Annotated in this window: 21 protein-coding genes and 2 pseudogenes; 6 read left to right on the top strand and 17 right to left on the bottom strand. The window is 69.7% G+C overall.

From position 1 onward, the window contains the following. Positions 1-81: 81 nt before the first annotated feature. From ACTXG6_RS43460 to ACTXG6_RS43470, 3 genes and pseudogenes are all read right to left on the bottom strand, one after another. Positions 82-1157 (bottom strand): annotated as a pseudogene (locus tag ACTXG6_RS43460) (amidohydrolase family protein). Positions 1158-1250: 93 nt separating this feature from the next. Continuing rightward, on the bottom strand, positions 1251-1595 hold the full coding sequence (locus ACTXG6_RS43465) for an aldehyde dehydrogenase family protein (protein WP_445185124.1): 345 nt from the start codon (positions 1593-1595) through the stop codon (positions 1251-1253). 110 nt (positions 1596-1705) lie between these two features. Then, positions 1706-2698 (bottom strand): annotated as a pseudogene (locus ACTXG6_RS43470) (aldehyde dehydrogenase family protein); the annotation flags it as partial. Between the two features lie 152 nt (positions 2699-2850). Between ACTXG6_RS43470 and ACTXG6_RS43475 the strand changes: the two are divergent. Both ACTXG6_RS43475 and ACTXG6_RS43480 read left to right on the top strand, forming a co-directional pair. Further along, positions 2851-3600, top strand: a complete 750-nt coding sequence (locus tag ACTXG6_RS43475) for a pirin family protein (protein ID WP_445185125.1) — start codon at positions 2851-2853, stop codon at positions 3598-3600. 83 nt (positions 3601-3683) lie between these two features. Further along, positions 3684-4091: a DoxX family protein gene (locus tag ACTXG6_RS43480; protein WP_445185126.1), complete on the top strand. Its 408-nt coding sequence runs from the start codon at positions 3684-3686 to the stop codon at positions 4089-4091. 113 nt (positions 4092-4204) lie between these two features. Here the strand turns inward: ACTXG6_RS43480 and ACTXG6_RS43485 are convergent, their stop codons facing one another. After that, complete coding sequence (locus ACTXG6_RS43485) at positions 4205-4717, bottom strand: MarR family winged helix-turn-helix transcriptional regulator (protein ID WP_445185127.1); 513 nt, start codon at positions 4715-4717, stop codon at positions 4205-4207. A gap of 307 nt (positions 4718-5024) precedes the next feature. Continuing rightward, complete coding sequence (locus ACTXG6_RS43490; RefSeq protein WP_445185128.1) at positions 5025-5342, bottom strand: hypothetical protein; 318 nt, start codon at positions 5340-5342, stop codon at positions 5025-5027. Positions 5343-5800: 458 nt separating this feature from the next. On the opposite strand from ACTXG6_RS43490, the gene ACTXG6_RS43495 reads away from it, so the two are divergent. Next, positions 5801-6481: a hypothetical protein gene (locus ACTXG6_RS43495; RefSeq protein ID WP_445185129.1), complete on the top strand. Its 681-nt coding sequence runs from the start codon at positions 5801-5803 to the stop codon at positions 6479-6481. Positions 6482-6500: 19 nt separating this feature from the next. Here ACTXG6_RS43495 and mobF read toward each other — a convergent pair whose 3' ends face one another. From mobF to ACTXG6_RS43525, 6 genes are all read right to left on the bottom strand, one after another. Beyond that, entirely contained in the window at positions 6501-11000 is a 4500-nt protein-coding gene (gene mobF, locus ACTXG6_RS43500) for a MobF family relaxase (protein WP_445185130.1), read from the bottom strand. Between the two features lie 295 nt (positions 11001-11295). Next, positions 11296-12189, bottom strand: a complete 894-nt coding sequence (locus tag ACTXG6_RS43505) for a hypothetical protein (RefSeq protein WP_445185131.1) — start codon at positions 12187-12189, stop codon at positions 11296-11298. Continuing rightward, positions 12186-12707, bottom strand: a complete 522-nt coding sequence (locus ACTXG6_RS43510; protein WP_445185132.1) for a hypothetical protein — start codon at positions 12705-12707, stop codon at positions 12186-12188. The genes ACTXG6_RS43505 and ACTXG6_RS43510 overlap by 4 nt, the downstream gene beginning before the upstream one ends. Further along, positions 12704-13831 (bottom strand): hypothetical protein, encoded by a 1128-nt coding sequence (locus ACTXG6_RS43515; RefSeq protein WP_445185133.1) that lies wholly within the window; start codon positions 13829-13831, stop codon positions 12704-12706. Before ACTXG6_RS43515 ends, ACTXG6_RS43510 begins: the two co-directional genes overlap by 4 nt. Next, positions 13828-14508, bottom strand: coding sequence for a hypothetical protein (locus tag ACTXG6_RS43520; RefSeq protein ID WP_445185134.1), 681 nt, complete (start codon positions 14506-14508; stop codon positions 13828-13830). Before ACTXG6_RS43520 ends, ACTXG6_RS43515 begins: the two co-directional genes overlap by 4 nt. Then, a complete protein-coding gene (locus ACTXG6_RS43525) occupies positions 14505-14891 on the bottom strand; it encodes a hypothetical protein (protein WP_445185135.1) in 387 nt (128 codons plus the stop codon). Before ACTXG6_RS43525 ends, ACTXG6_RS43520 begins: the two co-directional genes overlap by 4 nt. A gap of 230 nt (positions 14892-15121) precedes the next feature. Between ACTXG6_RS43525 and ACTXG6_RS43530 the strand changes: the two genes are divergently transcribed. Continuing rightward, entirely contained in the window at positions 15122-16351 is a 1230-nt protein-coding gene (locus ACTXG6_RS43530; protein ID WP_445185136.1) for an IS110 family transposase, read from the top strand. Positions 16352-16590: 239 nt separating this feature from the next. Here ACTXG6_RS43530 and ACTXG6_RS43535 read toward each other — a convergent pair whose 3' ends face one another. The 4 genes from ACTXG6_RS43535 to ACTXG6_RS43550 are packed head-to-tail and all read right to left on the bottom strand — an operon-like array spanning position 16591 to position 19329. Continuing rightward, positions 16591-16761 carry a hypothetical protein gene (locus ACTXG6_RS43535; RefSeq protein ID WP_445185137.1) on the bottom strand — a complete coding sequence of 57 codons (171 nt, stop codon included), beginning with the start codon at positions 16759-16761 and terminating at the stop codon, positions 16591-16593. Continuing rightward, on the bottom strand, positions 16761-18851 hold the full coding sequence (locus ACTXG6_RS43540) for a type IV secretory system conjugative DNA transfer family protein (RefSeq protein ID WP_445185138.1): 2091 nt from the start codon (positions 18849-18851) through the stop codon (positions 16761-16763). The genes ACTXG6_RS43535 and ACTXG6_RS43540 overlap by 1 nt, the downstream gene beginning before the upstream one ends. Beyond that, positions 18848-19078: a helix-turn-helix domain-containing protein gene (locus tag ACTXG6_RS43545; protein ID WP_445185139.1), complete on the bottom strand. Its 231-nt coding sequence runs from the start codon at positions 19076-19078 to the stop codon at positions 18848-18850. The genes ACTXG6_RS43540 and ACTXG6_RS43545 overlap by 4 nt, the downstream gene beginning before the upstream one ends. Continuing rightward, positions 19075-19329 carry a helix-turn-helix transcriptional regulator gene (locus tag ACTXG6_RS43550; protein ID WP_445185140.1) on the bottom strand — a complete coding sequence of 85 codons (255 nt, stop codon included), beginning with the start codon at positions 19327-19329 and terminating at the stop codon, positions 19075-19077. Before ACTXG6_RS43550 ends, ACTXG6_RS43545 begins: the two co-directional genes overlap by 4 nt. Positions 19330-19506: 177 nt before the next feature. Between ACTXG6_RS43550 and ACTXG6_RS43555 the strand changes: the two genes are divergently transcribed. Beyond that, the gene (locus ACTXG6_RS43555; protein WP_445185141.1) at positions 19507-19854 is read left to right on the top strand and encodes a GntR family transcriptional regulator; all 348 of its coding nucleotides are present in this window, start codon (positions 19507-19509) and stop codon (positions 19852-19854) included. 214 nt (positions 19855-20068) lie between these two features. After that, positions 20069-21376 carry a helix-turn-helix domain-containing protein gene (locus ACTXG6_RS43560; protein ID WP_445185142.1) on the top strand — a complete coding sequence of 436 codons (1308 nt, stop codon included), beginning with the start codon at positions 20069-20071 and terminating at the stop codon, positions 21374-21376. Here ACTXG6_RS43560 and cutA read toward each other — a convergent pair. Next, positions 21332-21652, bottom strand: a complete 321-nt coding sequence (gene cutA / locus ACTXG6_RS43565; protein ID WP_445185143.1) for a divalent-cation tolerance protein CutA — start codon at positions 21650-21652, stop codon at positions 21332-21334. The two genes, ACTXG6_RS43560 and cutA, sit on opposite strands and share 45 nt — an antisense overlap. A 180-nt stretch (positions 21653-21832) precedes the next feature. Then, positions 21833-23941: a protein kinase domain-containing protein gene (locus ACTXG6_RS43570; RefSeq protein WP_445185144.1), complete on the bottom strand. Its 2109-nt coding sequence runs from the start codon at positions 23939-23941 to the stop codon at positions 21833-21835. Positions 23942-24252: the final 311 nt, after the last annotated feature.

The following is a 24252-nucleotide window of genomic DNA, read 5'->3' on the forward strand; positions in this document are numbered from 1 at the left end:
CCTCCATCAGGAACACCAGACACCGGTGGCGACGATCCGAACGAGCACGTCGCCGGGTCGAGGGCCGCCAGGAGGCCGACCTCACCGCTTCCCGAGTGCCAGGCCGAAGAGCTCGGCGGCGTTGTCGTAGCAGATCTTGCGCCGGTCGTTCTCACTGATTGGTGCCCGCTCGATCCAGGCGGCGGCATCGGTGGACATGTCGTAGGGGTAGTCGCTGGCGAACAGGATGTGGTCACCGCCGACGGTCAGCATTGAGGTGATGAGGACTTGGTCGTTGAAGTTGCCCTTGGTGGTGAGCCAGATGTTGGACGAGAGGTAGTCCTGCAGCCGCTGACGGGTGCGCTGGGCGTAGGGGTTGTACTCGAAGGCGCGTTGGATGCGGCCGGCGAAGAACGGCAACGTCTCGCCGAGGTGACCAATGATCAGTTTCGCCTGGGGTCGCGGTCGAACACACCGCCGTAGACGATGCGCAACACATGTGTGGCAGTCTCGGGCGCGAACCCCCAGGCAGCCCCGACCAGTTCCGGGTGTCCCCGGTAGACGGCGTTCTGGACCGCCAGCGAGGGCAGTCGGGGGTGCAGGTAGAGGGGGACGTCGAGTTCCCGCAGCGTTGCCCACACCGGGTCGAAGCGGGGTTCGTCGAGGTAGAGCTGGTCATCGCCGAGGTTGGTGAAGCCGTTGACCATGACGCCGACCAGGCCCAGCTCACGCACCGCACGGCGCAGCTCGCGGACCGCGGCGTCAACGTCCTGCAACGGGAGGGTGGCGAAGCCGGCGAACCGCCCGTTGCTCGACGCGACCTCGCCGGCGAGGAAGTCGTTCACCCGCGTGGCGGTCCGTACCGCCTCCGCCGCGTCAGAGATTCCCTCCACACCGCCGATGGTGTGGGAAAGGATGGCCAGGTCGATGTTGGCGGCGTCCATCTCCTCGATGCGGCTCTGGCGCAGGTCGTGCAGGCGGGCCTCGACGGTCTTGGAGAACTCCGGGTTGAACCCGCCGTAGCCCCAGTCGTCCTGGGCGAGCTCGCCGGAGAAGCTGTCGCCGTAGTGAGGGTGGTCCAGCGCCGGGTCGATGAAGTGCTCTTCGATGGCGATCTTGCGTAGTGGGGCCGGCGGTTCGGTCGGGCGACCCGCGACGGGGAGTGTCCTGATGGCCATGTGTCGTGCCCTCCTGGGAGTGGGTTGATGGCTGGGGCGGCGTTGCTGGATCGTGAAGGCGAAGCCCGCAAGCGCGGGCCGCGCCGGGCGGAGTCAGATCGCGGCGGGCGCGACAACGTGGACGTAGGTCTTGGCTTCCTGGAACTCGGTCAGGGCGAGCCCGCCGCGCAGCCGGCCGACACCGCTCTGCTTGTAGCTGCCCTCGGGGAATGCGTCGTCGAGCACGGCCCACGCGTTGGTCCAGACGGTGCCGGCCTGGATCTCCCGGCTGACCCGCCGAGCGCGGTCGCCCTCGCGGGTGAACACGGCCGCCGCCAGGCCCAGGTCGGCGTTGGCCCGGCTGATGGCCTCGGACTCGTCGGAGAACACCTCGAACGTGGCGACCGGGCCGAAAACCTCCGGCAGCACGATCGGCGCGGTGACGTCCTCGACCTCCAACAGCGCGGGCCGGTAGTAGGCGCCGCCGGCCAGAGCCGGGTCCAGGGCGGGCCCCCGCGCACGATCGGCTTCGCGTAGGCCAAGGCCGCCTCGACCGTCGCGTCGATGCGCCGCATCGCCGCCCCGTCGATCACCGGACCCATGTCGGTGTCCGGGCTGAGCCCGGGCCCCAGTCGGACCCGGCCCAGCAGCTCGGCGAGCCGGTCGCGGACCTGAGCGGCCATGCCGTGCTGCACGAGGACCCGCGAGCCGGTTATGCAGAACTGTCCGCCGAAGGTGGTGATCCCGCGCGCCAGTGGCGGGAGGGTCCGGTCGAGGTCGGCGTCATCGAACACGATCATGGGTGCCTTGCCGCCCAGCTCGAGGTTGACGCGCTTGAGCGTCGCGGCGGCGGACTCGGCGACCTTGCGCCCGGCCGCGACGCTGCCGGTGTAGCTGACCACCTGCACCTCGGAGGAGGTGGTCAGGAACGGCGCGCCGGAGTTGCCCGACTCGGTGAACAGGTTGACCACGCCGCGCGGCAGCGACGGGGTCCTGGCGATCACCTCGGCTATCAGGGCGGCGACCAGCGCGGTCTGGCCGGGCATCTGGACCACGACCGTGTTGCCGGCCGCGAGCGCGGGCGCGAGCGAGCGGATGAGCAGGGCCAGCGGCGCGTTCCAGGGCACGATGATGGCCACGACCCCGGCGGCCTCGGCGACGGTGCTGAACCAGGTGCCAGGGGTAACCTCCTGGCTGGTACCTGTCTCGGTCATCACCTGCGCGGCGGCGTGCCGCAGCGTCTGCCCGGCGGAGTGACTCTCGAACTCGGCCTTCGCGAGCAGCTTCCCGTTCTCCTGCGAGATCATTCTGGACAGCTCGGCGGCGTACCTGTCGAACAGCTCGCCCATCTCCCGCAGCGCCCGCGACCGCAGCTGGCGATCGCGTGACCACAGCGACTGCTCGAATGCCGCCCTGGCGGCGGCCACCGCGGCCCGTGCCTCGTGCTCGCCGGCGTCGGCGTATCGGCCGAGGGACCGTCCGGTGGCTGGGTCGAGCGACTCGCTGACCCGGCTGGACGTCACCCACTCCCTGTTGATCCAGTTCCGTGCGATGTCGCCCATCGGATCCTCATCGTCCCTTCAACTTGACCATTCAACTGATATGCCTTGACTAGTTGAGCTGTCAAGCGTAGTTATCGGCTGTGCGCAAGCCAAATCATCCGAGGAGGGCAACCATGAACTTGAACAGTCAAGCTAAGTTAGTTACACATGGGGTGCGCTTGCAGCGCGGAGCCGACCGGCACCACACCCGGCTGGACTGGCTGCACGGGCGACACTCGTTCGACACCGGCGTCCGGCCGTTCGGCCAGGACACCCATCACGGCGTGCTCGTGGTCAACAACCACGACACGATCGCGCCGAACACCGGCTTCGACACCCATCCGCATCGCGACATGGAGATCGTCACCTGGGTGCTCGAGGGCTCGCTCGTCCACCAGGACTCGACGGGGCACGCGGGGGCGATCTACCCGAACCTGGCCCAGCGGATGAGCGCCGGGCGCGGCATCCGCCACTCCGAGCGCAACGACCACGCCGGCGGCCACCCCGACGCCCGACGCCCACGCCCGGTCGATCTCGTGCAGATGTGGGTGGCGCCCGACCGGGCGGAGATCGACCCGGGCTACGCACAACTGGAGCTCGACCCGCGCGAACTCGACGGCGCGTTCCGCGTCGTGGCCTCAGGGCGGCGCGCACACCGCAACGAGGCCGCGATCGGGATCAGCAATGCTCATGCGGCCTTCCACGTGGCGCGCCTCGCACCCGGCCGGTCGGCACTCGTTCCCGACGCCCCGTTCGTGCACCTCTACCTCGCCCGGGGCCGGGCCCACCTGGAGGACGCCGGCGCGCTCGACACCGGGGACGCGGTCCGGCTGACCGCCGCGGGTCAGCGCCGAATCACCGCGACCGAGGCGGCCGAGGTGCTGGTGTGGGAGATGCACGCGAGCCTCGTCACGTCGGACTAGATCCTTCCTCGAACCACTTGACTTGAACGTTCAACTAATGCATCATCACGAACTTAGATGAAAGCTCAACTTTAGGAGGACATATGAATGCCATCGCGAGTACTCAGACGCGAACGGGCAGGGCGCGGACGACGGTGCTGTGGGTGCTGGCGGCACTCGGTGCGGCCAGCTTCCTGATGGCCGGTTTCCAGAAGCTCAGCAGCGACCCGGGAATGGTCCAGCTGTTCTCGCTCATCGGCTTCGGCCCCTGGTTCCGCTACCTCACCGGAACACTGGAGACCCTGGGCGCCATCGCCCTGCTCATCCCCCGGCTTCGAGTGCTCGGCGCACTTGGCCTGATCGGCGTCATGGTCGGCGCAATCCTCACGAATGCCCTGCTCCACGCACCGCAGGTGCCTGCCCTCGTTGAGCTGGTCATCGTGGCCGCGGTGGCCTGGGGCCGCCGGCGAGAGCTCAGCCCCGCCTGGATCCTGCACGGCCAGAACAACTGAGATCCGCGACGGGGCGCCACGCCGGTGGCCTAACGGCCGACCGGTCCGACCCCAGACTGATCGACGGGCGATTCGGGCCTCCAACCACCGGGCCCGAATCGCCCATTGCCGACCTAGCCCGCAGCCTCGATACGAGTGATAATCCGCTGGGCATCCTGACCGAGACGCCGCAGCCGTTCCGGGGTGAGTGCGTCGATCACGATGTTCCGAACGAAGGCGACATGAGCTGGCGCGGCTTCAGCCAGGACCCGCATGCCCTCGTCGGTCAGGACCGCATTGGTGAAGCGGCCATCGCCCGCGTCAGGTTCCCGACGGATCAGCTCGCGCCGCTCCATGCGGGTCACCAGGTGAGAGAGCCGGGAGATCGACGCACCGGTCTGCGCGGCCAATACGCTCATTCTGAGCGTGCGCACTGGTTCTTTGGCCAGCATCGCCAAGACCTGGTACTCGACCATGCCCAGATTGGCGTCGCGCTGCAACTGCGAGTCGATCGCGGCCGGCAGGCGGACCAGCAGGCCGACGAGCGAGAGCCAGGACGTGAGTTGCTCCGCGCTGAGCCACGACCCAGCATCGTCGGACTCACGGGCCCGGTCGGCACCTAGCCCCGCTTCGCTCCCCCCTGACACCGCCAACCTCCGAGTTGATGAATGACCGCTTGGACGGTCACGGTCCGCCGAATGGCGGCGTCCTGATCCGAGCGCTCCAGAGTCGAGCTCATTGACTGTGCGATCCCGAACACCTACGCCGCCTGGCGCGACTCTACTTGAATAATCAACTGATACGTCGGCCACCTCCACGTGTCAAGCACCGCCCACGCCTCCTCTCCGCGTTTGGTTCGGCTAGCCGAGCAACTCCAACCACACGTCGCGGTGGCACAGCTCGCCCGAGCGGGCGCTATCACGCGAGGTCGTCGTCGGCTGTCGTCTCGGCGGCTCAGAGTTCGGATACCTTGCGGGCCAGGAACGCCGCCGGGTTGTCGGCTCGCCCGGCGAAGTCACAGTCATCCGCGTCGAGTTGCTCCAGCGCCTGAACAGGTCGGCAGTCGGTCTGCTCGCAGTAGCTCGACAGCCGGTACACCAGCGCCCCGAACGCGTCGTCCTCGGTGATCCGGCGAGCGACTTCGGGCGTGAACAGCGCTCCGACGGCGGCGGCAACCCGCTGATCCCAGGGCAGCGTGCGAACGGGCTCGGTCGACTCGCCCGGATACAGCCGCCGCCGGCGATGGCTCCCTCGGCTGGAACTCCTGCTCATTCGTGCTGATGTTGAGATCCTGGCCGTGGGTCAAGCCCGCGCCCTCCGTGAGATCGAGCAGCGCATGGGGCCCGAGGTATGGCGGTGGTGGGGTCGGACTGGGTCATGTGGAGCTCCCCAAGCTGCGAGTTGTTCGTGCGGGCCCCGCATGGCGGGGCGGCGGGCATCGCCTGCCGCCTTAGCGGCGCCCCGGCATCGGTCGCAGGAGGCTCCGCGCCCGGGGTTCTGGCTCGGTCGGGCGGGCGGATCACGTTTTTCGATTCGCCCGGGCGGCTGGGCCAGGTTCATGGGTGTGGAGGGGCGACCGGTGCTAAGCCGGGGCCGGCGGAGGCAGCCCCGCCGCAGGCGGGTCTATGAGGGGTTTCGGGGCCGTGCGCGGCCCTGAGCGCGAACCCGGGCCAGCGCCGAACGGGCGATATTTGCCGACCGGGCGTGTCGACATCGGCGATGTTGTCGCCGTGGCCGTTCAGACTCGGGTCATGGCCTGGTGGCAGCCGGTGACGCCGGAGTGGGTACAGCCCTCGACGTACGAGGTCAGCGATCTGCACGCGCTGGCCTACCGGGTGTTCAACGACACCCGCTCGCCCCGCACCGCTGGGATGGTCGCGGCGCTGTCGTGGGTGCGCGGCGGCCGGGACGCCCCGATCACCGGGCGCGAGGCGCAGCCGGTCACCCGCGGCGCGGCGAGCTACGAACGTTGGGCGGCCCAGGCGGTCCTCGATGAGGGCGGTGAGCTGCCCGCACCGCCGCTGGAATCGTTCGCGCGCTCCCTGCGTGTGCCCTACCTGGCACCGCGCCCGGTCGGCCGAGCCTGGGCGGAGGGGGTGTGGCCGATCCTGTCGTGGCTGGAGGGCAGCACCGGGCACCAGTCCCCTCTGCCTTTGCCGCGCCGCAGCACGGACGGGACGCTGTGGGGGCGCGAGGAGATGCGCGAGAAGCTCATCACCGACAACCCACAGCGTTGGCTGGACCCGGCCACCCGCCGCCACGTCGAGGTCGAGGCCGCCGAGCAGGCCCAGCGCAACCGCGACCTGGCCGACGTGATCGCCCAGACCCGGGCCCAGTTCGGCCCGCCGAAGACCGCGGCCCCGCGCCCGGCCGAGCGGCGCTACGTCTACCGGCCCTCGGCCGCCAACTGACAGGCCGCTGCCCGGGCGCCTAGTCATGGCTGCTCTCCAGGACCGGTCCGCCGGCGCTGGTGTCGTCCACCGCCGCGCGCTCTGTGCCGCGCTCGTCGGCGTCGCGCTCGGCGTGCTGGTCGGCGTGCCAGCGGGCGAGTTCCTCGGCGCGGGCTTCGTATTCGGCCCGGGCCTGGTCCTCGGCGTCGCGCACTGTGATCTCGGTCAGGGCGCGGTGCGCGCGCCGCAGCGAGGCTGAGGTCTGGTCGACGGTGGGCACGTGCACGGTGTGCTCGTCGGCCGGCGCGTCCTCGGCGGCGGCGATCTCCCGAAGGTCCCGTGGCTGCCGGTCGTCCGGCTGCCCGAGCCCGGCCGCACGGTGCTCGCCGTGCTGCTCGCCGTCCTGCTCGCCATCGGCGGTCCGGGCGGTGGTGTCCTCGGCGGCTGCCGTAGAGCGCTCGGTGCGAGCGTCGGTGTCGAGGAGGTCGGCCTCGTCGGTGATGGGCCGGTAGGCGTCCTCGGTGCGCATGGCTTCGGCGTGCGCGGCCATCCACTCCGCCGCGGTGACCTGAGGTTCGGGGTGCTCGTCCAGTGCACGGCGGTTGGCCAGCTCCAGCTGTGCTCGGTCGGACGCGGCCCGGCTGCCGGCGGTGTGGGCCAGCCACATTCCGAATGCCTCGTCGGCCTCTTCCAGCTGCCCGATCTGGGTGTCGAGGGTGTCGGCGAGCGCCCGCGCCTCGGCCGCCTCGCGCCGCAGGCGGTCCCGGCCAGAGGCATCGCCGCCGGTAGCGGCGGCAGCGGCTTCGGCGTCGCGGCGGGTGGCGAGGCTGCGCTGGTGGTCGCGGGCCTGGATCGTGCCGCCGAGTTCGTTGGTGACGCGCCGGGGTACCCAGGTTTGTTCGCGTTCGTAGGCGCGCACGCGCATCCGTAGCCGGCCATCGGTCATGGTGGCCTCGTCGTCCCCGGTCTCGGGCCGGCCCAGTGCCCGCCAGGCCGCCCGCCACGAGGCGTGCGCTTCGACCAGTCCGGGGGCGGGGGCGGCGCCGATGGCGGTGTCGGGGTCGTCGTGCCCGGACAGTTCCCGGTGGCTGGCGACCACAGCCGCCCGGTGCTGCCAGGTCTGCCGCTCGGCCGGGTCGTCGGGGACCGGGCCGAACGCGGCCACCGCCCAGGTGGGCGGGTCGGCCACTGCGTCGGCGCCGAGCTGTTGGGCGCGGGCATCGGCCGCCGCGGCCAGACTGCCCAGGTACTGGCCCCAGTCCTGCCGTTCGGTGGCCGGTGTCCAGTGCCGGTAGGTGTGCCCGGTCGGGTCGAGGGCGTGAGGGCCTTCAACGATGCGTTGGTGGATGACGTTGGTCAGCTGCCGGGCCCCGTCGAAATCGCGCCGGGTGATGGCCTCGGTGAGCACTGCACGGGGATCGTGGCCGGCGAGCTCGACCCGGCGCAGCATGCGGCCCAGCGACGCTGAGCCGTCCTCGGCGGCCAGGCGGGCGCGCTGCTCGGCGGTGAGGGTGCCGGCGGCGGTGAGCTCGTCGAGCCAGCCGGCGGTGCGGGCGGTGGCGACCTCTGTGGCGGCGTCGGCGAACAGCTCCCCTGGGGTTTTGACGTTCGCCGTCTCGACCGCCGAGGCGTGGGCTTCGGCGAGCGCGGACTGGTCGCGGCGCGCGGTCTCCAGGATGTTCGCCAGCACCGCGCGCGGGTCCTTGCGCAGCGCTTGGGCGACCTCCCCGGTCGCGGCGTCGGAGTGGGGCGCGGATTGGGTGACCACGACGATCGTGTTCGATTCCCGGCCCCGGGTGGTGTTCGGGTACAGCGCGTTCGCCCAGGTTGTGGGGGTGGCGATCGGGTAGCCGGTGTCCACGGTGACGCCTTCGGCGCCGTGCCCGGTCACCGCATATCCGAGGGTCATGTCGGCGGCGACGTAGCTGGCCGGCAGCGTCATCGCCCGGCCGAGGGTTTCCCCGCCCTGGCTGCCGGCGGTGGTCTCGATCGGCGCCACCACCATCGACCCATCGGCGGTGTTGGTGCTCAGCACCCGGTACTGCTTGTGCGTGACCGGGTAACTTGTGTTGCCCTGGTACCCGAGCAGGTCCCGGGCCAGGTGTTTGGCGCGCACCAGGTCGCCGACCCCGGCGGTGGTGCCTTCCCGCTCCAGGCGGACGCCGTCCTCGGTGACCCGGCCGAGTTTGACCAACTCGGCGCGCAGGTCGGCGTTGATCCGGCCGGCTTGTTCGTTGGTGTCCACGATCAGCAGGGCGTGTTTCCCGGCGAGGGTGTCGCCCAGCCAGCGGCGGGCGATGAGGCGTTCGGCCTGCTCGGCGGTGCCGCCGTCGATGATCCGACCGTGACGGTGGTACTCCTCGAGTACGCCCGTGTCCCCGGCACGCAGTCGCAGCGACGCCTCGCGCTCCCACTGCTGGTGAAAGCGCCGGGCGTCGGTCAGCTCGTAGGCGGTGCCGGCGCCGGCGAGCATTTCCAACGCGCCGCCGGCGCCGATCGCGCCGAGCTGGTGGAAGTCCCCGGTCGGGACCATCTTCGCCCCGGCCGCCTCGACCCGCGCTCGGACGGCGTCAAGGGCGGTGGTGTCGGCCATCGACGACTCGTCGACCACCACCAGATCGCCCCCGCGCAACACCCACGGCTGATCGGCCTCGCTGCCGCGCCCCGCGGCGAGGCGGTCCTGGGCAGCGAGCCAGGCGGCGGTGTTGGCGGCGTTGAGGCCTTCACCGGCCAGCACGTCGGCGGCGATCTGGGCGGTGGCCAGCCCGAACGCCCGCTGCTGGCGGCCACCCCACAAGGTCGGGTCCTGCCAGGCGGTAGCGAGGGTGCCGACGACGAAGCTTTTGCCGGTGCCGGCCGGCCCGATCAGCGATTCCAGTCGGGCCCCGGAGGTCAACAACCCGCGCACGGCGGCGGCCTGGTCCGCGCCCAGCTCGATCCCCGCGCCGCTGAGTTGGTCGAAGAACCGGGCCGCCTCGAGCTGCCCCATCGCCGCGGCGCCCCGAGCCGTGGTGGCGGCGACCAGGACACGTTCGGTGTGGATGTGCTCCGGTGTCGCATACAGCCGCGCACCGGGGGCTTGGTAGACCGACTCGCCGTCCGCGCGGCGCAGCTCATCCGGCAGCGCGTCCTCCCCCGGCCGGGCCGCATCCAGCGGAACGGCCAGCTTCAAGCCCTCGGTGGTGAGCCAGTCATGCAGCCGGATCATCTCGCCCGGGTCGGTGATCCCGAGGTGGTCGGGCAGAGCGGCGCTGATCTCGCGGGTCAGATCCGGTGGTGTCCAGGCGGCTTTCTTCTCCTGCACCGCGGCCAGCGCGGTCTGCAGCACCGCCAGCGGTGACCACGTCATCGGCGCCGCGCCCGGGTCGCCGGCGGCGATCGCGTCGTGGGCCAGGGTGGCCATATCGCCGCGGATTTCCGCGCGCAGCTGCGCCGACCAGCGCTGCAGCTGCTCGGCGCGGGTGGTGCCCTCGTGAGCCTTCGCCCGGCGGGTGGCGAACGTCGCGGAGCGGGCCAACCGGTCGCGCTCCAACCGGTTCGGTGCCCGCCCGAACTGGGCCTCGAACTCCGCGACCAACGCGGCCTGCTTCGGCCCGATCGCCCGCGACCGCGAGGAGAACAGGTCCATCACCTGCCGCGGCACGCCGACGATCTCGCGGGCCTTGCCATCGGCGCGGGTGGCGAACCGCAACCCGACGGTGGCGGTAACGTAGCCCTCCATCACCCGCTCGCCGATCGCGCCGGCCGCGCCGCGGAACTTGTGGATCGCACGCGAGTCCAGCGTGCGCCACTGCCCGTCCGGGCCCTGCACACGGTTCAGGATCGGGTTGTGGATGTGCAACTGCGGATCTTGGTCACGGGAGTCGTGCTGCAAGAACGACGCCACCACCCAGTCATGCGCATCCACAAACCGCCCGGCGGCGCCGCCGTGATGCCCGACCCGGGTGTAGCCGGCGTGCTGTGCGAGGTAGTCCAGGGAGGCGTTGTTGCCGGCCCACATCGCATCCTCGATCGCCTGGCGGTACTGCCCCCACGCCGCTGCCTCCTCCAACCGGCCGGCGTTAGTCGCGGCGACCTCCTGGGCTTCGAATGCGGTGTGTAACACCGTGACCGACTTCGGCACGCTGAACGTCGCGTCCAGAAACGCGACGTTCTTGCGTTCCGCCTGGGACGCCTCCACCCGCAACTGCTCGCGCCGCTGCGCATCGGCGTGCGGCTCGACCTCCAACGAGCGCTCGTAGATCGCCTCAGCCGACAGATACCGGCGGCCGGCGTGTCCCAATTTGGACGCGCTGTCCCACCCCGCCGGGTCGTGGAACGCTGGATCGGACGGGTCGACAAAGTGCTCGAACAACGCGGTCATGTCCTGGGCGCCCACCTCGCCCGCCAGGCCCAGCGCCGCCGCCCCGGTGCCGTACCAGCGGCCTGGCGGCTCGCCCTCGGCGACCGCGCCGGTGTAGTAGTTCTCCCGCCCCGTCGCCACCGCCTTCAACAAGTAATCCGCCGAGTGCCCAGACGAGATCGTCAACACCCCGGCCACCTCCGGCCGCCCGCGCGGGCCGTGCGGGCCGGTTCCACGGCCCTCAGACCGCCGCCAAAAAGATCAACGACGGCGGCGTGGGTGGTTCGGCGTTCCCGGGCGCCGGAGGCGGCCGGGAGCCACCCTCGGATCGTGATGCCTAGGTGTGTGTTGCTTTGGGTCTTGAATCTTTGGTCCTTGGTTTTGCTCTGAGTTACTGACTTGGTGACTACTAGTGATGAAGTGCTAGATGCTGGATTCCCGGTGCTGTGGTGCTGGTAGCTGTGTTGGGTGCTCGGGTTCTGAGGTTGGTTGGTCATGGCCGGGACCTCGACTCGGGCTCGTCCTCTACCAGATGAAGCTGCGCCTGCGCGTTCCGGATCTGCCGTAGGGCGGTTTCGGCGGTGCCTCGGGAGACCTCGGCCAAGCTGGCCAGCTCGCGCACCGAGGGAAGATCGCCGTTGCGGGCCCGGTGAAGCTCGGCCATCGCCACCGCACGATCCCCCGGCGCCAACGCCGGACGCATCCCGGGACGCCGTCCAGACTGGGACACCCCACCCGCAGGATCGGACCCATCGGTGATCGACTTGCTGTCCCACTCCTGGACACCCGCCTGATCGACTTGGACACCTGGTGGCACACCCCGGACACCCGTTGAGACGCCGGACGGGACAGCTGGGACAGCCGGTGGGACACCCTGTCCAGGCCGGTGTCCGGAGGTCCCGAGAACGTTCACCGACACCGCGCCAGCAACGCCGCGCGAGTCACGCTCAGTCACCGGCGGCCGGTGGTTCGGGGCTGCCGCGCGGCCGACCTCTCCGATCAGGAACAGCAGGTGCGCCGCGATCGCGGCGCCGACCGCTGGCCAGGCGCCGACGGCGAACCGCAGCTGTGCCGACGCCGCGGGCTGTCCTGCGGCCAAGAACGAGGCCTGCGCGATCGCTGACAACCCTGCCGCGAGAACGACCACCGACCATGCGTAGCGTCGCCCGGCACCGGAGAGCCGGCTGGTCGCGGCGTAGGCCACCAGCGCGAGTCCGTCAGTGATTACCGGGTAGAGCCACGCGATCGATTCCGGAACGGTCGAGCCCTTGGCCACCTCGATCAGGCCGTGCGCGGTCAACAACCCGGCACCGCCGACCACAACCAGCCCCGCAGCCCACATCAGCCGGTGGCCCCGACGCATCTCGCTCCCCTCGCGCGCACTCATGGCTGGTCCTCCGTCCCCTGCGATTGGTCGACCGTGTCGGCGGTCTGGTCTTCGTCGTCGTGCGTGAGGGTGGTCTGGCTGTCGTCGTCTGCTTCGGTGTCGTCCTGCTGGCCGGTGAGGTGGGCGACCGCGAGCCGGGCACGTACGACCGCAGCCCCGGCCTGCTCATGAGCGGTAACCCGGGCATGGCGACCGACCGAGACGTGCACGTCGACGCCGGCCGCGTGCCCTGTGGTGGGTCGCGCGGGGTGATCGGGACGATGCCGGTGCAGCCCCCAGCCGCGCGGGTGCGCCTCGACACGGCCACCCCAGGCCCGCCACAGCCGCTCCGCCATCCGCTCGGCACCCGATGGGCGGGAGCCGGTGACCAGCACTCCGCGCCCGTCACCCCAGGCCTGTTCCAACGCGCCACGCATCGCCCAGGGCGAGGTGAAGGTGCGCTCGCCGCTGACCAGCACCCGCCTAGGCGCGACCCCGGCCACGGCCGGCCGCCGAGTGGCCCCGTTCACGAGGCTCACAGCCGTTCTCCGTGATCCGGACCGGCGCCGTCGTCCCAACTGGTGACGTCGTCGGCGGCCTCGGCGAGCCAGTCCTGTTCGTGCATCCTGGCGAGGTGGTCGTAGATCTCGTCGCCCAGCCCGCGCTCCCGGACGTCGCTCTGCTCGAGTAATCGGCCCACCGTGATCGAGGCGCCACGCACGGCGTCCTCGCATTGCTCCCGGTCGTCGTCCAGCTCGTACTCGGTTCGCTCGGTCGCGTCGGCTCGGCTGGCGTCGAGCTGAGCCGACTCGCCCTGCCTAGCGGCGAGCGCGTCGCGTCGACGGATCTCCCGCCCCGCCCACAGCACGTTGCCGATGGGGCGGGCGTGCACGGCCTGGTCGGCGTCGGCATAGATGCTGTCGCGCAGGTCGTCGAGGGCCTGCTCGTGTGGGCGCGGCGCGCCGGCGGCCGAGAGTGCCTCGTAGCGAGCGATGGCCTCCTCTGCGATCTGGTAGCGCCGGGCCGCCAACTGCTCGAACGCGTCCTCTAACGCCGCGACCGCGCCGACGTCCTCGCTGGTCTGGTCGAGACTCGTCGAGCTAGGCGCGCGGTCGACCTCGGCGGCCTCCCGCTCGCTGACCGCGGTCAGGAACGATTCTCGGGGCAGTTCGCCGTACTCGCCGATGTCCGCGACGGCGACGCTCCCGTCGGCGAGTTCGGTTTCCTCGGTGGTCTCCCCGACGAATAGCTCGAAGCGGTCATCGGCGTCCTGGCGCAGGTATTGATCGACCGCCACACGAGCCGACTCGGGGTCCGCGCCTCTGGCGATCTGGTTGCGGTAGATCTCCAGCACCCGCTGGGCCTGGGTCTGGTACTCGACCTCGCGGCAGACGATGTCGTACACGACGTCGTCGCCCCGCTCGGCCAGCTGCTCCCTGTCCCACCCGGTCACCGACACCCGATTTGAGTCGGGCCCGGCGCTGACCTCGTACCCGGCGTCCCGCAGTTCTCGTGCCGCGCGGTACGCCGCGCCCGGATCAGACAGGTGCAGGTACACGCCCTGATCGGTGTCCCGCACGCCGGTGACCGCGCTCCAACCGGACGTGCTCGTGGCCACCGCGGCGCGGCGGGTGATCGCCTCCACGTCCAGTCTCCGGCTCATCGCCGACCACCCCGTCCGGTGCGCCACGCGGCGGCCGCCCGCTCAAGCTGTCCCTCGGTGGGCACAGGCGCGGTGCCGTGCGAGCCGCAGACCCACCACGTCGTGATCGAATCGGCGACCTCGGCGAATGGCACCTCCGGCCGCCCATCCCCCATCTGGTCGCGGTCGGTGTGGTTAGCCAGCGAACAGTTGCTGAAGCCGGCCTTGACCCGCCGCGTCACGCCGGGGCGGAACCGGTCGTGCCAGTCCCCCGCCAGCCGTGCGCTGGCCCCGTCCTCGGTGTAGGCGGCCTTCCAGGTGTGCCAGAGCCACATCAGCTCCTCGAGCAGCGCGGGGTGCCACAGCCAGCACTCCGGAAACGACGCCGCGGCGTCCGGGTAGGCCAGGTAGACGTGTCCCACCCAGCCGATCAGCCCGTCCAGCGCCTCGGCCACCGCGGCCGGGTCGACCTCCTCGGCGGTGGGGATGGACAGCCAGGAGGGTGCGAGGATCTCCCCGTTCTTGCGGTTGCGGGCCAGCAGGTCATCCGCCATCGCGGCCAGGGCGTTGGCCAGGTCGGTGACCTGCTTGTCCAGGCCCTCGACCGGGCGCAGCTTCGTCCGCAGCGCCTCAACCTCCCGAGCCAGCCCCGACACCGCCGCCGCCGTGGACTCGTGGCTCTCGTCGTGGACGCTCATCGCCGCCCCCGCTCCGACAACTCGACCCGGCGGATGGTGACCGGGATGCCGGCTCGACGGGCGTGGGCGATCTCGCCGCTGGTCGAAACGCCCCAGTAGCCGGAGGCATCGGTGACCACGACGACCCGATCGGAGAGGTCGATCTTGTAGCGGTGCAGCCGGTCCAGTTGGGCCTTCACCGTCCCGCCCTGCTCGGCCGGTGCGATGACGGTGAACGGGGCCAGCACGACCGCGCCGGCGGCGGTCTCCTCGGCGGCGACCGCGAGGATCAGGTCGAAGAACCGCATCGACCCGCACAAGGTCACTACCTGCGGGCCCGCCGCCATGGTTGCGTCGACGGTGTCGCTGTAGGTGTCGGCGGTGGCATGGGTGTTGGTGGTCACTGGTCCACCCTCCTTGTGGGCACCGGCAGGGTGCTTGTTGTTGGGATCCGGCGAGAGCCGGGGTGACGGCCTGTGGTGGTCGCCCTTTGAGGGCCGCGATGACACTGCCGCCCCCGGTTCTTGCGGGGCCGTGGACCGGCAACAGAGGGACGCGCCGTAGAGCGCCAGTCAGTGACCGCCCGGTGATCGGCTTCCTCGCCGGGTCGTCGCTGCCGCTGTGAGGAGAGCTGATGTTCCTGCCCGAATGCCCGTTCTATGTCGGTATCGACTGGGCCGCCGAGACCCACGCGGTGTGTGTCCTCGACGCGGCCGACAAGATCACCGCCGAGTTCACTATCGCGCACACCGCCGAGGGCTTCGCCGTGCTGCTGGGCCAGCTGGGTCGGCTGCGCCCCGACCGGATGGAGGTGCCGGTCGCGATCGAGCGCCCCGACGGGCGACTGGTCGATGCCCTGCTCGAGGCCGGGCACCCGGTCGTGCCGGTCAGCCCGAACGCGATCAAGACCTGGCGAGACGGGGAAGTGCTGTCCGGCGCCAAGTCCGACGCCGGCGATGCGGCCGTGATCGCGGAGTACCTGCGGCTGCGCGCGCATCGACTGCGCCCGGTGACCCCTTACCGCGCCGAGACCCTGGCGCTGCGCACTGTGGTCCGCACCCGAGGTGACATCGTCGCGGCCAGGGTCGCGGCGACCAACCAGCTCACCGCGCTGCTGGATGCGCACTGGCCTGGCGCCAAAGCGATCTTCGCCGACGTCGAATCGCCGATAGCGTTGGCGTTCCTGACCCGCTACCCCACCGCCGCCCACGCCGCGCACCTGGGCGAACAGCGCCTGCGCGGGTTTTGCGTCAAACATGGCTACTGTGGGCGCCGCCACCCCGCGCAGCTGTTGGCCCGACTGCGCGCCGCGCCGGCGGGCACTACCGACCCCATCCTCGTCGAGGCCATCGGTGACGCGGTGCTTGCCCTGGTCGGGGTCCTGCGCGCACTCGGTAGCGCTCGTAAGGACCTGGACCGCTCGGTGACCGCCCACCTCGGGGAGCACCCGGACGAGAAGATCTTCACGTCGCTGCCACGGTCGGGTCAGATCAACGCCGCCCAGGTGCTCGCCGAGTGGGGCGACTCCCGGCAAGCCTACGACGGCCCCGAGGCCGTGGCAGCCCTCGCTGGGATGTGCCCGGTGACCACCCAGTCCGGCAAACACCGCGCGGTGCACTTCCGCTGGGCCTGCAACAAACGCTTCCGCACCGCGATCTCGACCTTCGCCGATAACAGCCGCCACAGCAGCCCATGGGCGGCGAAGATCTACGCCGACGCCATAGCCCGCGGTCACGATCACCCGCACGCCGTGCGAGTACTGTCCCGCGCCTGGATCAGGGTCATCTACCGCTGCTGGCTCGACGACGTGCCCTACGACCCCGCCCGACACGGCAACGCCGCCGGTCCACCCCAGGCGGCCTAACCACGAACCCACCGCGACCCGAACACCGCGGTGGCCGCCCCAGCGCGGGCAGGGCACCGCCCTGCCCGCGGCTTCACCCTGCCCAGGCCCGGCAGGGGCCCGCGAGTCCAGGACCGGCGAAGCCGGCCCCGCAGGGGCGCGCAGCGTCCTTGACGCGTGGGGGGCCGGGCCGTACACGCGGCCACCGCAAACCCGACCACGGCCAACCGCAGACGAGTCGGAGGTTGACACAGAGGGTGTCATCGCAGGCCGCCCTCGTGGTCATGGGCGTGGTCCCAGCCGATGTCACGCAGCCGCTGAGCGTGCAATTCCTCGGACTGGCTGTGGTCGTTGGTGACGCGGCTGTTGGTCAGTTCGCGGACCGAGAACTGGGCCCGCTCGACCGCCTCAGCGGCAGCGCGGCGGCTCATCAGAGGTCACGCTCCTGGCCCCGGCGCTGCGCGGCCTCGACCATGCGCCGCGTGCGGCGGGCGGTGTGGCGCTCCTCGACGCGGCGCCCGACCCGGACCATCCGGTCTAACGCCCAGGCCGACAGCCGGGCCGCGCAGGGCTTGGCCCACGCGGTTAACTCGGCCAGCACCAACCCTGTGGCCCGGTGGGTGCGGGTGGCTTGGTTGACGAGGGCGTCGGTGCGGGCTGCCCAGCGCTGGGTGCGCTTGGCCCACTTGACGTCCGGTCGGGTCCAGGCCATCTGAACCCGGCCGATCATCGGGAACATGCCCCGCTTGAACAGCACCACCTGCCGGGCACGTAGCTGGGCGACCATGCCGACCGGAATCGTCGGACTGACCCGGGTCGTGGTCGCGGTGACCCGACCCCAGGCGTCGTGGGTGTACTGGATCTCTTCGCGTTCGCCAGCCAGCATCGAGTACAGCCGCAGGTCATCCTCCGACCGCGTGCCGCCGAAGACCATGAGCGTGCCGGCGTTGGTCAGGATCGACGCCGCCGCGGCCTTGCCGAACCGGTCCACCAGCTGTTGGAAGGACTGCACCCCGATGTGGATGCAGATGTTCCGCCCACCCATGTCAGCGGTCCACTTGTCCAGCGGCACCGGGCACACCAGGGCCGCCTCGTCCAGGACCAGCGTCAACCCCGGATCCAACCGGCCCGCAGGCGACATCGAGGCCAGATGACGGGCCTCCCGAGCGATGTAGCCGGTCAGCGCAGTCACCAACGGCGCGGACTGGGCCTCCTCACCACCGAGCAGGAACACCGCACCCCGCAGCTCGAGCAACACACCGATGTCGAGCTGCACCCGCCGACCATCAGCGGTGGGCTGGGTGACCTCCCAAGCGCGCGGGTCCGACAGCCACCCCAACGCCGGCATGATCGTCGTGGTGATCGAGGACTGCGTGCGGTCGTTGGTCGAGAAGAACTGCTTCGCGTCCTCAACGACGCTGTGCGCCGGGGACTTCGCCAGCAGCGCCACCACCTCACGCTCCGCCCGCCCCGGGTCAGCGGCCCAGGCCAGGACATCGCCCATAGTCCGGTCGTGCAGCGCCGCGGCGTGCATCAACACCGCCAAAGCACGGCGGGCCTGCTCAACCCAGTGCTGGCGCTCATCCGAGCCCCCACCCGACGAGCCCGCACCGGCCAGAAGGTCCCCGGCCCGGTGGTTCGCCGTCACCGGGTCCTTGCAGCCGACCAGCGGGTTGAACGACACCGTCGAGACCAGCCCACCCAGACCGGACGGGTTGAACACGTACACCGGGCGACCCACCCGAGGCCGTGGGCCGAACAGGATCGACATCGGCACCACCGCGACCACCGACACCGTGACCGTCAGCCAAAGCTGGGTGTCCAGCACGTACAGCACCTCGGCGACCAGCAGCGCGACACCGCACCCGAACAGGTTGAACACCGACCGCGCCCGATCGGTGCGCAGCACCGGCGCACACGTGTCGTAGAGATCGGTACGGGTCGTGGTTGCAATCACCGCGCCCGGAGCATCCAGGATCCGGCCAGCCAGCTCACCGGACTTGCCCACCCGAGGACCACCCACCCGGATCGTGACGTCCTCGATCGCCGACCAAATCGTCCACCACCCGACCCGAGCCAACGGCTGCGCCACCTCAACCGCACGGATCCACCACCGCCCCGCGAAACTAGGCCGCAGCACCTTCGCCCGACGCCGCATCGCAAACCACGACGCCGTCGTGAAAATCGACCACCGCGACGCCATCCCCTCGTTACGCCGCCGCCGCGCCTCCTCCCGGGCCCGCGTCCCCCGCGAACCAGTACCCGACACCATCGGCGCCACCAGAGCGCTATCGCGGAGCTTCCGCCCGCGCCGCCGGCCACCGCCGCCACTACGCAGGGTCAAGAACAACCCGACCAGCACGGCGATCCCGCCGAAGAACACCCACGGCCAGTACTGGCGGAACGGCGTGCCATCCGGCGTCGACCACATCCGCTGACCCAGCACCACCGCGCCGGCGGCGCAAAGACCCACCCGGAACTTGATCTGCCCCTTCGTCAAGGGCGTCGACTTGTCGCTCATGCCGCACCCCCGGCGGACGAGGCGACCCAACCCGCTGCGTCGACAACGCCCTGTTCCACCATGGCGGCGTCGGACATCGCCTCGACGGCCTTAGCCGGCACGATGAGCCGACCCCTGATCCGGACAGCGGGGAACTCGCCAGCGTTGATCGCCCGGTACAGGGTCACCGGCGAGATCCCGAACATGCGCGCGGCTTCGCTCACGCTGTAGAACCGCGGCGCACTCATCGTCCACCGCCGAGGGCAGAAGTCTCGTCCTTGCGGCTGGTGACCTCATGCTGTTCCCGAGCGGCCTGGGCACAAGCTTCGGAGTACTCAGCGACCGCCGAACCCGGTACGCGGATCGCGCCCTTGCCGGTCCCCAGCTTGAGCGCCGCCAACTGGCCAGACCCGATCGCGCGGTAGATCGTTGCGACCGACACCCCAAAGTGCTCGGCCACAGCCCTGACCTGGTACATCCGAGTAAGCTCGAATTGCATCGTTTCTCCCAAGGTTTCGGTGTGCGCCCCGGCCGGTGTTCCAGCACTGGTCGGGGCTTCTTCCTGCCGTCGAATACCTGTCGACTTAACTAGCTTAGACGTCTGAGTCGTTAGAGACAAGCTGGCTACACCAGCAAAGCCAGCTTTACTGGCCTCCTGCGTCGTATGCTCGGCACCATGGACGGACTTGATCCCGACGACAGACGGCCCGGCTGGCAGCAGGTGAGGGACCGATTGCGCGCCGCGATCAAGATCGGCGAGCTGGGCCCGGGCGATCGCCTGCCTACTCACAAGGCACTCGCCGACGAGTACGGCCTTGCGATGGAGACCGTGAAACGAGCTCTCAACGAGCTGCGTGCCGAAGGCCTCATCGTGACCCGACAGGGCAAAGGAACGTACGTACGCGCCGAGCCCAGGCGGGATGCAGAGCGCACCGACTCGCCGGCCGTGGCCGACATACAGGCTCAGGTCGTGGCGCTGACGAAGAGGCTCGACGAGGTCGAGCGGCGCCTCAACGACCGTTGATCGGCGCGGAGACCAGAACGTCCTGTGCCGGCCTGCGCTCTGTTCGCTGTTTTTTCTCATAACGCCACAAAACCGCTGGTCGCAGTGTTGAGATAAGGACGCGGCGAGTACCCAGGATGAGTAAACCCGTCAGTAACTTGCCGCTCGCGCGCAGAGGCTGAGGGAGGATCAACTGGTGGCAAGGCAACGACCGCCCGACTTCCTGCCGGAGATCGTGCTGGCTCGTCCGGACTTCATGCGGGCGTGCGCGGAGCGCGACCTCGGCGCGATGCTGCGCATCGCAAAGCAGTGGGGTGGTGCCGGCTTTTCGGCGTCCCACCTGGCCCGACGGTGCGAACTAACCGTCTCGCGGGTGCAGGACTACGTGAACGGCCGAGTACAGGCGCGGAGTATCGAGATCTTCGAACGCGTAACTGACGGGCTTCACATCCCGGGCGCACTGCTCGACCTCGGGCGTCGCCCGTGGGAGGACATAGTCGTTGCGGCCACGGCCCAGACCTCAACGACGGACGGAGACTCGTCGGTGTTACGACGTGACTTCCTTAAACTCGGCGCCGCAACCGCAGCCAGCACGCTCGCCACCGGGATTCCGGGGCCGACCAATGGCAACCGAATCGGCACCACAACAGTGGAGGCACTGCGCGCCAACCTCGCCCGGCTGCGTGAACTCGACAACCACCTCGGCGGGACGGACACCCTGCCCCTCTACGAGCCCGAGGTCGAGCGGATCGCCGCGCTCGTTCGCAGCGGCACGTTCTCAGCGACGACGCGCCAAGACCTCCAGTTGGTGCTCGCCGAGTACGCGCAGCAGACCGGGTGGGCTGCCTTCGACGCCGGGCTACAGGCGAAGGCCCGCCAGCATTTCGAGACTAGTTTCGAGATCGCCAAAGACGCCCGCAGCACCGAGCTAGCCGGCAACGCGCTCGCACTACGTTCGTACCAACTGCTCTCTGCCGGCACGATCGCCCCGGAGCTGACCGACCGGTCTCTAGCGACCATCACCACGGCGACACACCCCGCGGTGCGGTCACTGCTCTTCCAACGCGGCGCCTGGACGTATGCCGTCGCCGGCGACGCGCAGCGGACCGCGCGAGCCCTGGCACAGGCCAGCGACGCGCTCGGCGCCGACTCACCCGCGGGGTCTGCTCCCGACTGGGCTGCGTGGGCGCACAACCAGACTGAGCTGGAGATCATGGCCGGCCGGTGCTGGACCGAGCTACACCGTCCCATGCGCGCGATTCCTGCGTTGGAAGCCGCGATGTCGCGCTACAACGACAGCCACGCCCGGGACAAAGCGCTCTACCTCTCTTCGCTGGCGGACTCGTACCTCGATGCCGGCGAAATCGAGCACGCGGCCGTGACGCTCGGACGGTCCTTCGATCTAGCCGAGCACGTGGCGTCCAGCCGTCCCGGGCAACGCCTCAACTCGGTCTTGCTGCGACTCCAGCCGCACGCCCTGGTCACCGAAGTCGGCGAGCTACTCGCTCGTCGTCCGTTGAACCCAGTCCAGGTAGGGAGCTAGGCCGGCGACAATCGGAACCGCCGTGATCTCCGGGTTCGTCCACTCGTGCCGCTCGACCAGGTGCTTCTCCAGCTCGGGGTAGCGCTCTTCGGTCGTCTTGAGCACGACCTGCCACTCCTCCCCCGTGCCGAACTCGCCGTGGTGCCAGAAAACACTGGTGACCGGGCCGGCGACCTGACCGCTTGCAGCGAGCCGGGCTTCAACGGCAGTTCGCGCCAGCTCAGTCGCCACCTCTTTCGATGGCGCCGCCACCTGCACCTGCAATACCTGAGCCATCGCTCCACCCTAGGACACACGGTCCGAGATCCCGCGGGTGATGACTAGCCCGCTTGACCGAACTCGCCATGCGAAAGCTGCCCCGGTGGAAGGGTCTGCGACTGCGCGACCGCGCCGGCGGCCCGACGTACCGAGCCGCTGGAGCTGGACCTGCCGAGCGCTCGGCAATTTGTGAACGTGTCACCCGAACCCGATATCGATCACCGCCAGGGATTCACCGCTGACGACGTAGGCGCGGCCCCCGTCCAGGCTGAGAGCCACCCACGAGCTGGGCGCCTGGCCGGCGTGGATGATGGTGTTGACGATGTTGTTGGCGGTGTCGATCACCGATACCAGGCCGCCGCCGCCCACGTAGGCGTAGCGCCCGTCGGGGCTCAGCGTTACCGGCCGGGGGTTCTGACGGACTGGGATGGTGGCGGCGACGGTATTGGTGGCGGTGTCGATCACCGTCACCGAGTTTGAGCCATCGTTGGGGATGTAGGCGTGGCTCGCGTCGGGGCTGAGTGTCACCGGTCCTGGTTGTTGACCGACGGGGATGGTGGCGGTGACCGCATTGCTGGCGGTGTCAATCACCGACACCGAGCCCGAGGTCATGTTGGTCACGTAGGCGTGGCGCCCGTCGGGCGTTAGTGCCACAAAGATGGGGTACTGGCCGACGGGGATCGTGGCGGTGATGGTGTGGCTCGCGGTGTCGATCACCGACACCGAGCTCGAGCCGGCGGTGCCCACGTAGGCGTGCCGCCCATCGGGGCTGAGTGCCACCTGTCCGGGCCCCTGGCCGACGGGGATGGTGGCGGTGATGGTGTTGCTGGCGGTGTCAATCACCGTCACCCAACCCGAACCGACGTCGGTGACGTAGGCACTGCGGCCGTCCGGGCTAAGCGCCACAAAATCGGGGCCCTGGCCGACGGGGATCGTGGCGGTGACGGCGTTACTGGCGGTGTCGATCACCGTCACCGAGTTCGAGGCGTTGTTAGTGATGTAGGCACGGCGGCTGTCCGGGCTGAACGCCGCCAGGAAGGGTTGTTGGCCGACAGGGATGGTTGCGACGACGGTATTGCTGACCGTGTCGATCACCGACACCAAGCCCGAATTGCCGGTGGAGGTATAGATCTGACGTCGGTTCGGGCTGATCGCCAGCAGCTGGGTGCCCTGGCCGACGGGGATGGTAGTGACCACTGCAGGGGTGGTGGCGCGTGATGCACCCCGGATGTGGGTGATCAGCACTGTGAGCCCGATAACCGCGAGGACCATGAGCCCTAGCGAGGTGAACGCAGTACGCCGCCGGCGAGGTGTCAGATTCCACCGGCTACTGGGGTGCTGGGTTTGTTGTGGTGGTCGGGTGGTGGGTGGTGTGGATGCGTGCGTGGGATCGGTGACTTGGTCGGGAGTTCGGGTGGCGTGTTCGATGAGGGTTGGGGACACGAGTGTTTCTGGATTGGGACTGGTGGTGCCGTATGCAGCTGTGTGGGCGTCAGTGGCTAGTTCGCCGGCGGTTTGGTAGCGCAGCGCGGGGTCTTTGCTGAGTGCTCGGGCGATGACGGCGTTAAAGGGGCCGGTCATCTCGGCTGGCAGGCGTTCGAGTGCGGGTGGGGGTGTGTGTAGGTGTGCGCCCATGTAGCTGGCCATGTCGGATGCCGGAAACGGGACCTGGCCGGCCAGCAACTCGTAGAGGACACAGCCCAGGGCGTAGATGTCGACACGGTGGTCTCCGCCGTGGTGATCAGTGAAGCGTTCCGGGGCCATGTAGGCGGCGGACCCCACGATCGATCCGGTCTGGGTCAGCGCGGTGTCGCGCAGACTGCTGGCGATCCCGAAATCAATCAGGTAGGCGAACTCGCCGCTTCCAGCGGGGTCGGGTTCTCCAGTGAGCAGAACGTTGGACGGTTTGATGTCGCGGTGCACCAGCCCGGCGGTGTGCGCGGCGTCGAGAGCTGCGGCGATCTGGACGATGATCGCGGCGGCTCGTCGTGGCGGTAGGGCAGCCTGCTCGGCGACGACGGTGGCGAGGTCGGTGCCGGTGACCAGGCGCATGTCCAAGAACAGGTGGCCATCGATGTCCCCATAGTCGTGGATGGGGATGATGTGCGGCTCAGTCAACCGTGCTGTGACCTCGGCTTCGCGGCGAAACCGAGCCTGAAAGCTCGCGTCCGCACTCAGCGATACCGGGAGGCGTTTGACTGCCACGAGCCGTGCTTTGGTGGTGTCGAATGCCCGGTAGACCTCGCCCATTCCGCCCCGGCCGATCAGCTCCTCGAGCCGATAGGGGCCGAACATCTCACCGGTCATTCCAGACCTCAGTCCCGCCAGGTGGCCACCCAGGAGGTGTCTCCTCGCCGGACAGCAGAGATTAGCCTGCACAGGCAACATCGAATAGCCCTGTCGGCAAGGCCCGCGGGACCTACTCTTGGTCGCCTGGCCGCTGGGTCAGACCAGCGAGCTGGGCGGTCCGGGTCACTCGAAAGCAAGAACGAGGGTGGTCGAGCGTGAGTACGTGGACGGTGACAGTGTTCACCGAGCGTGCGGCAGCGGACGTCATCCAAAGGACTACGCACTGGCGGACCTGTGATAGCACCCTCAGCCGGCGGTGGTGCGTCCCG

The sequence above is a fragment of the Pseudonocardia sp. Cha107L01 genome (assembly GCF_052566575.1).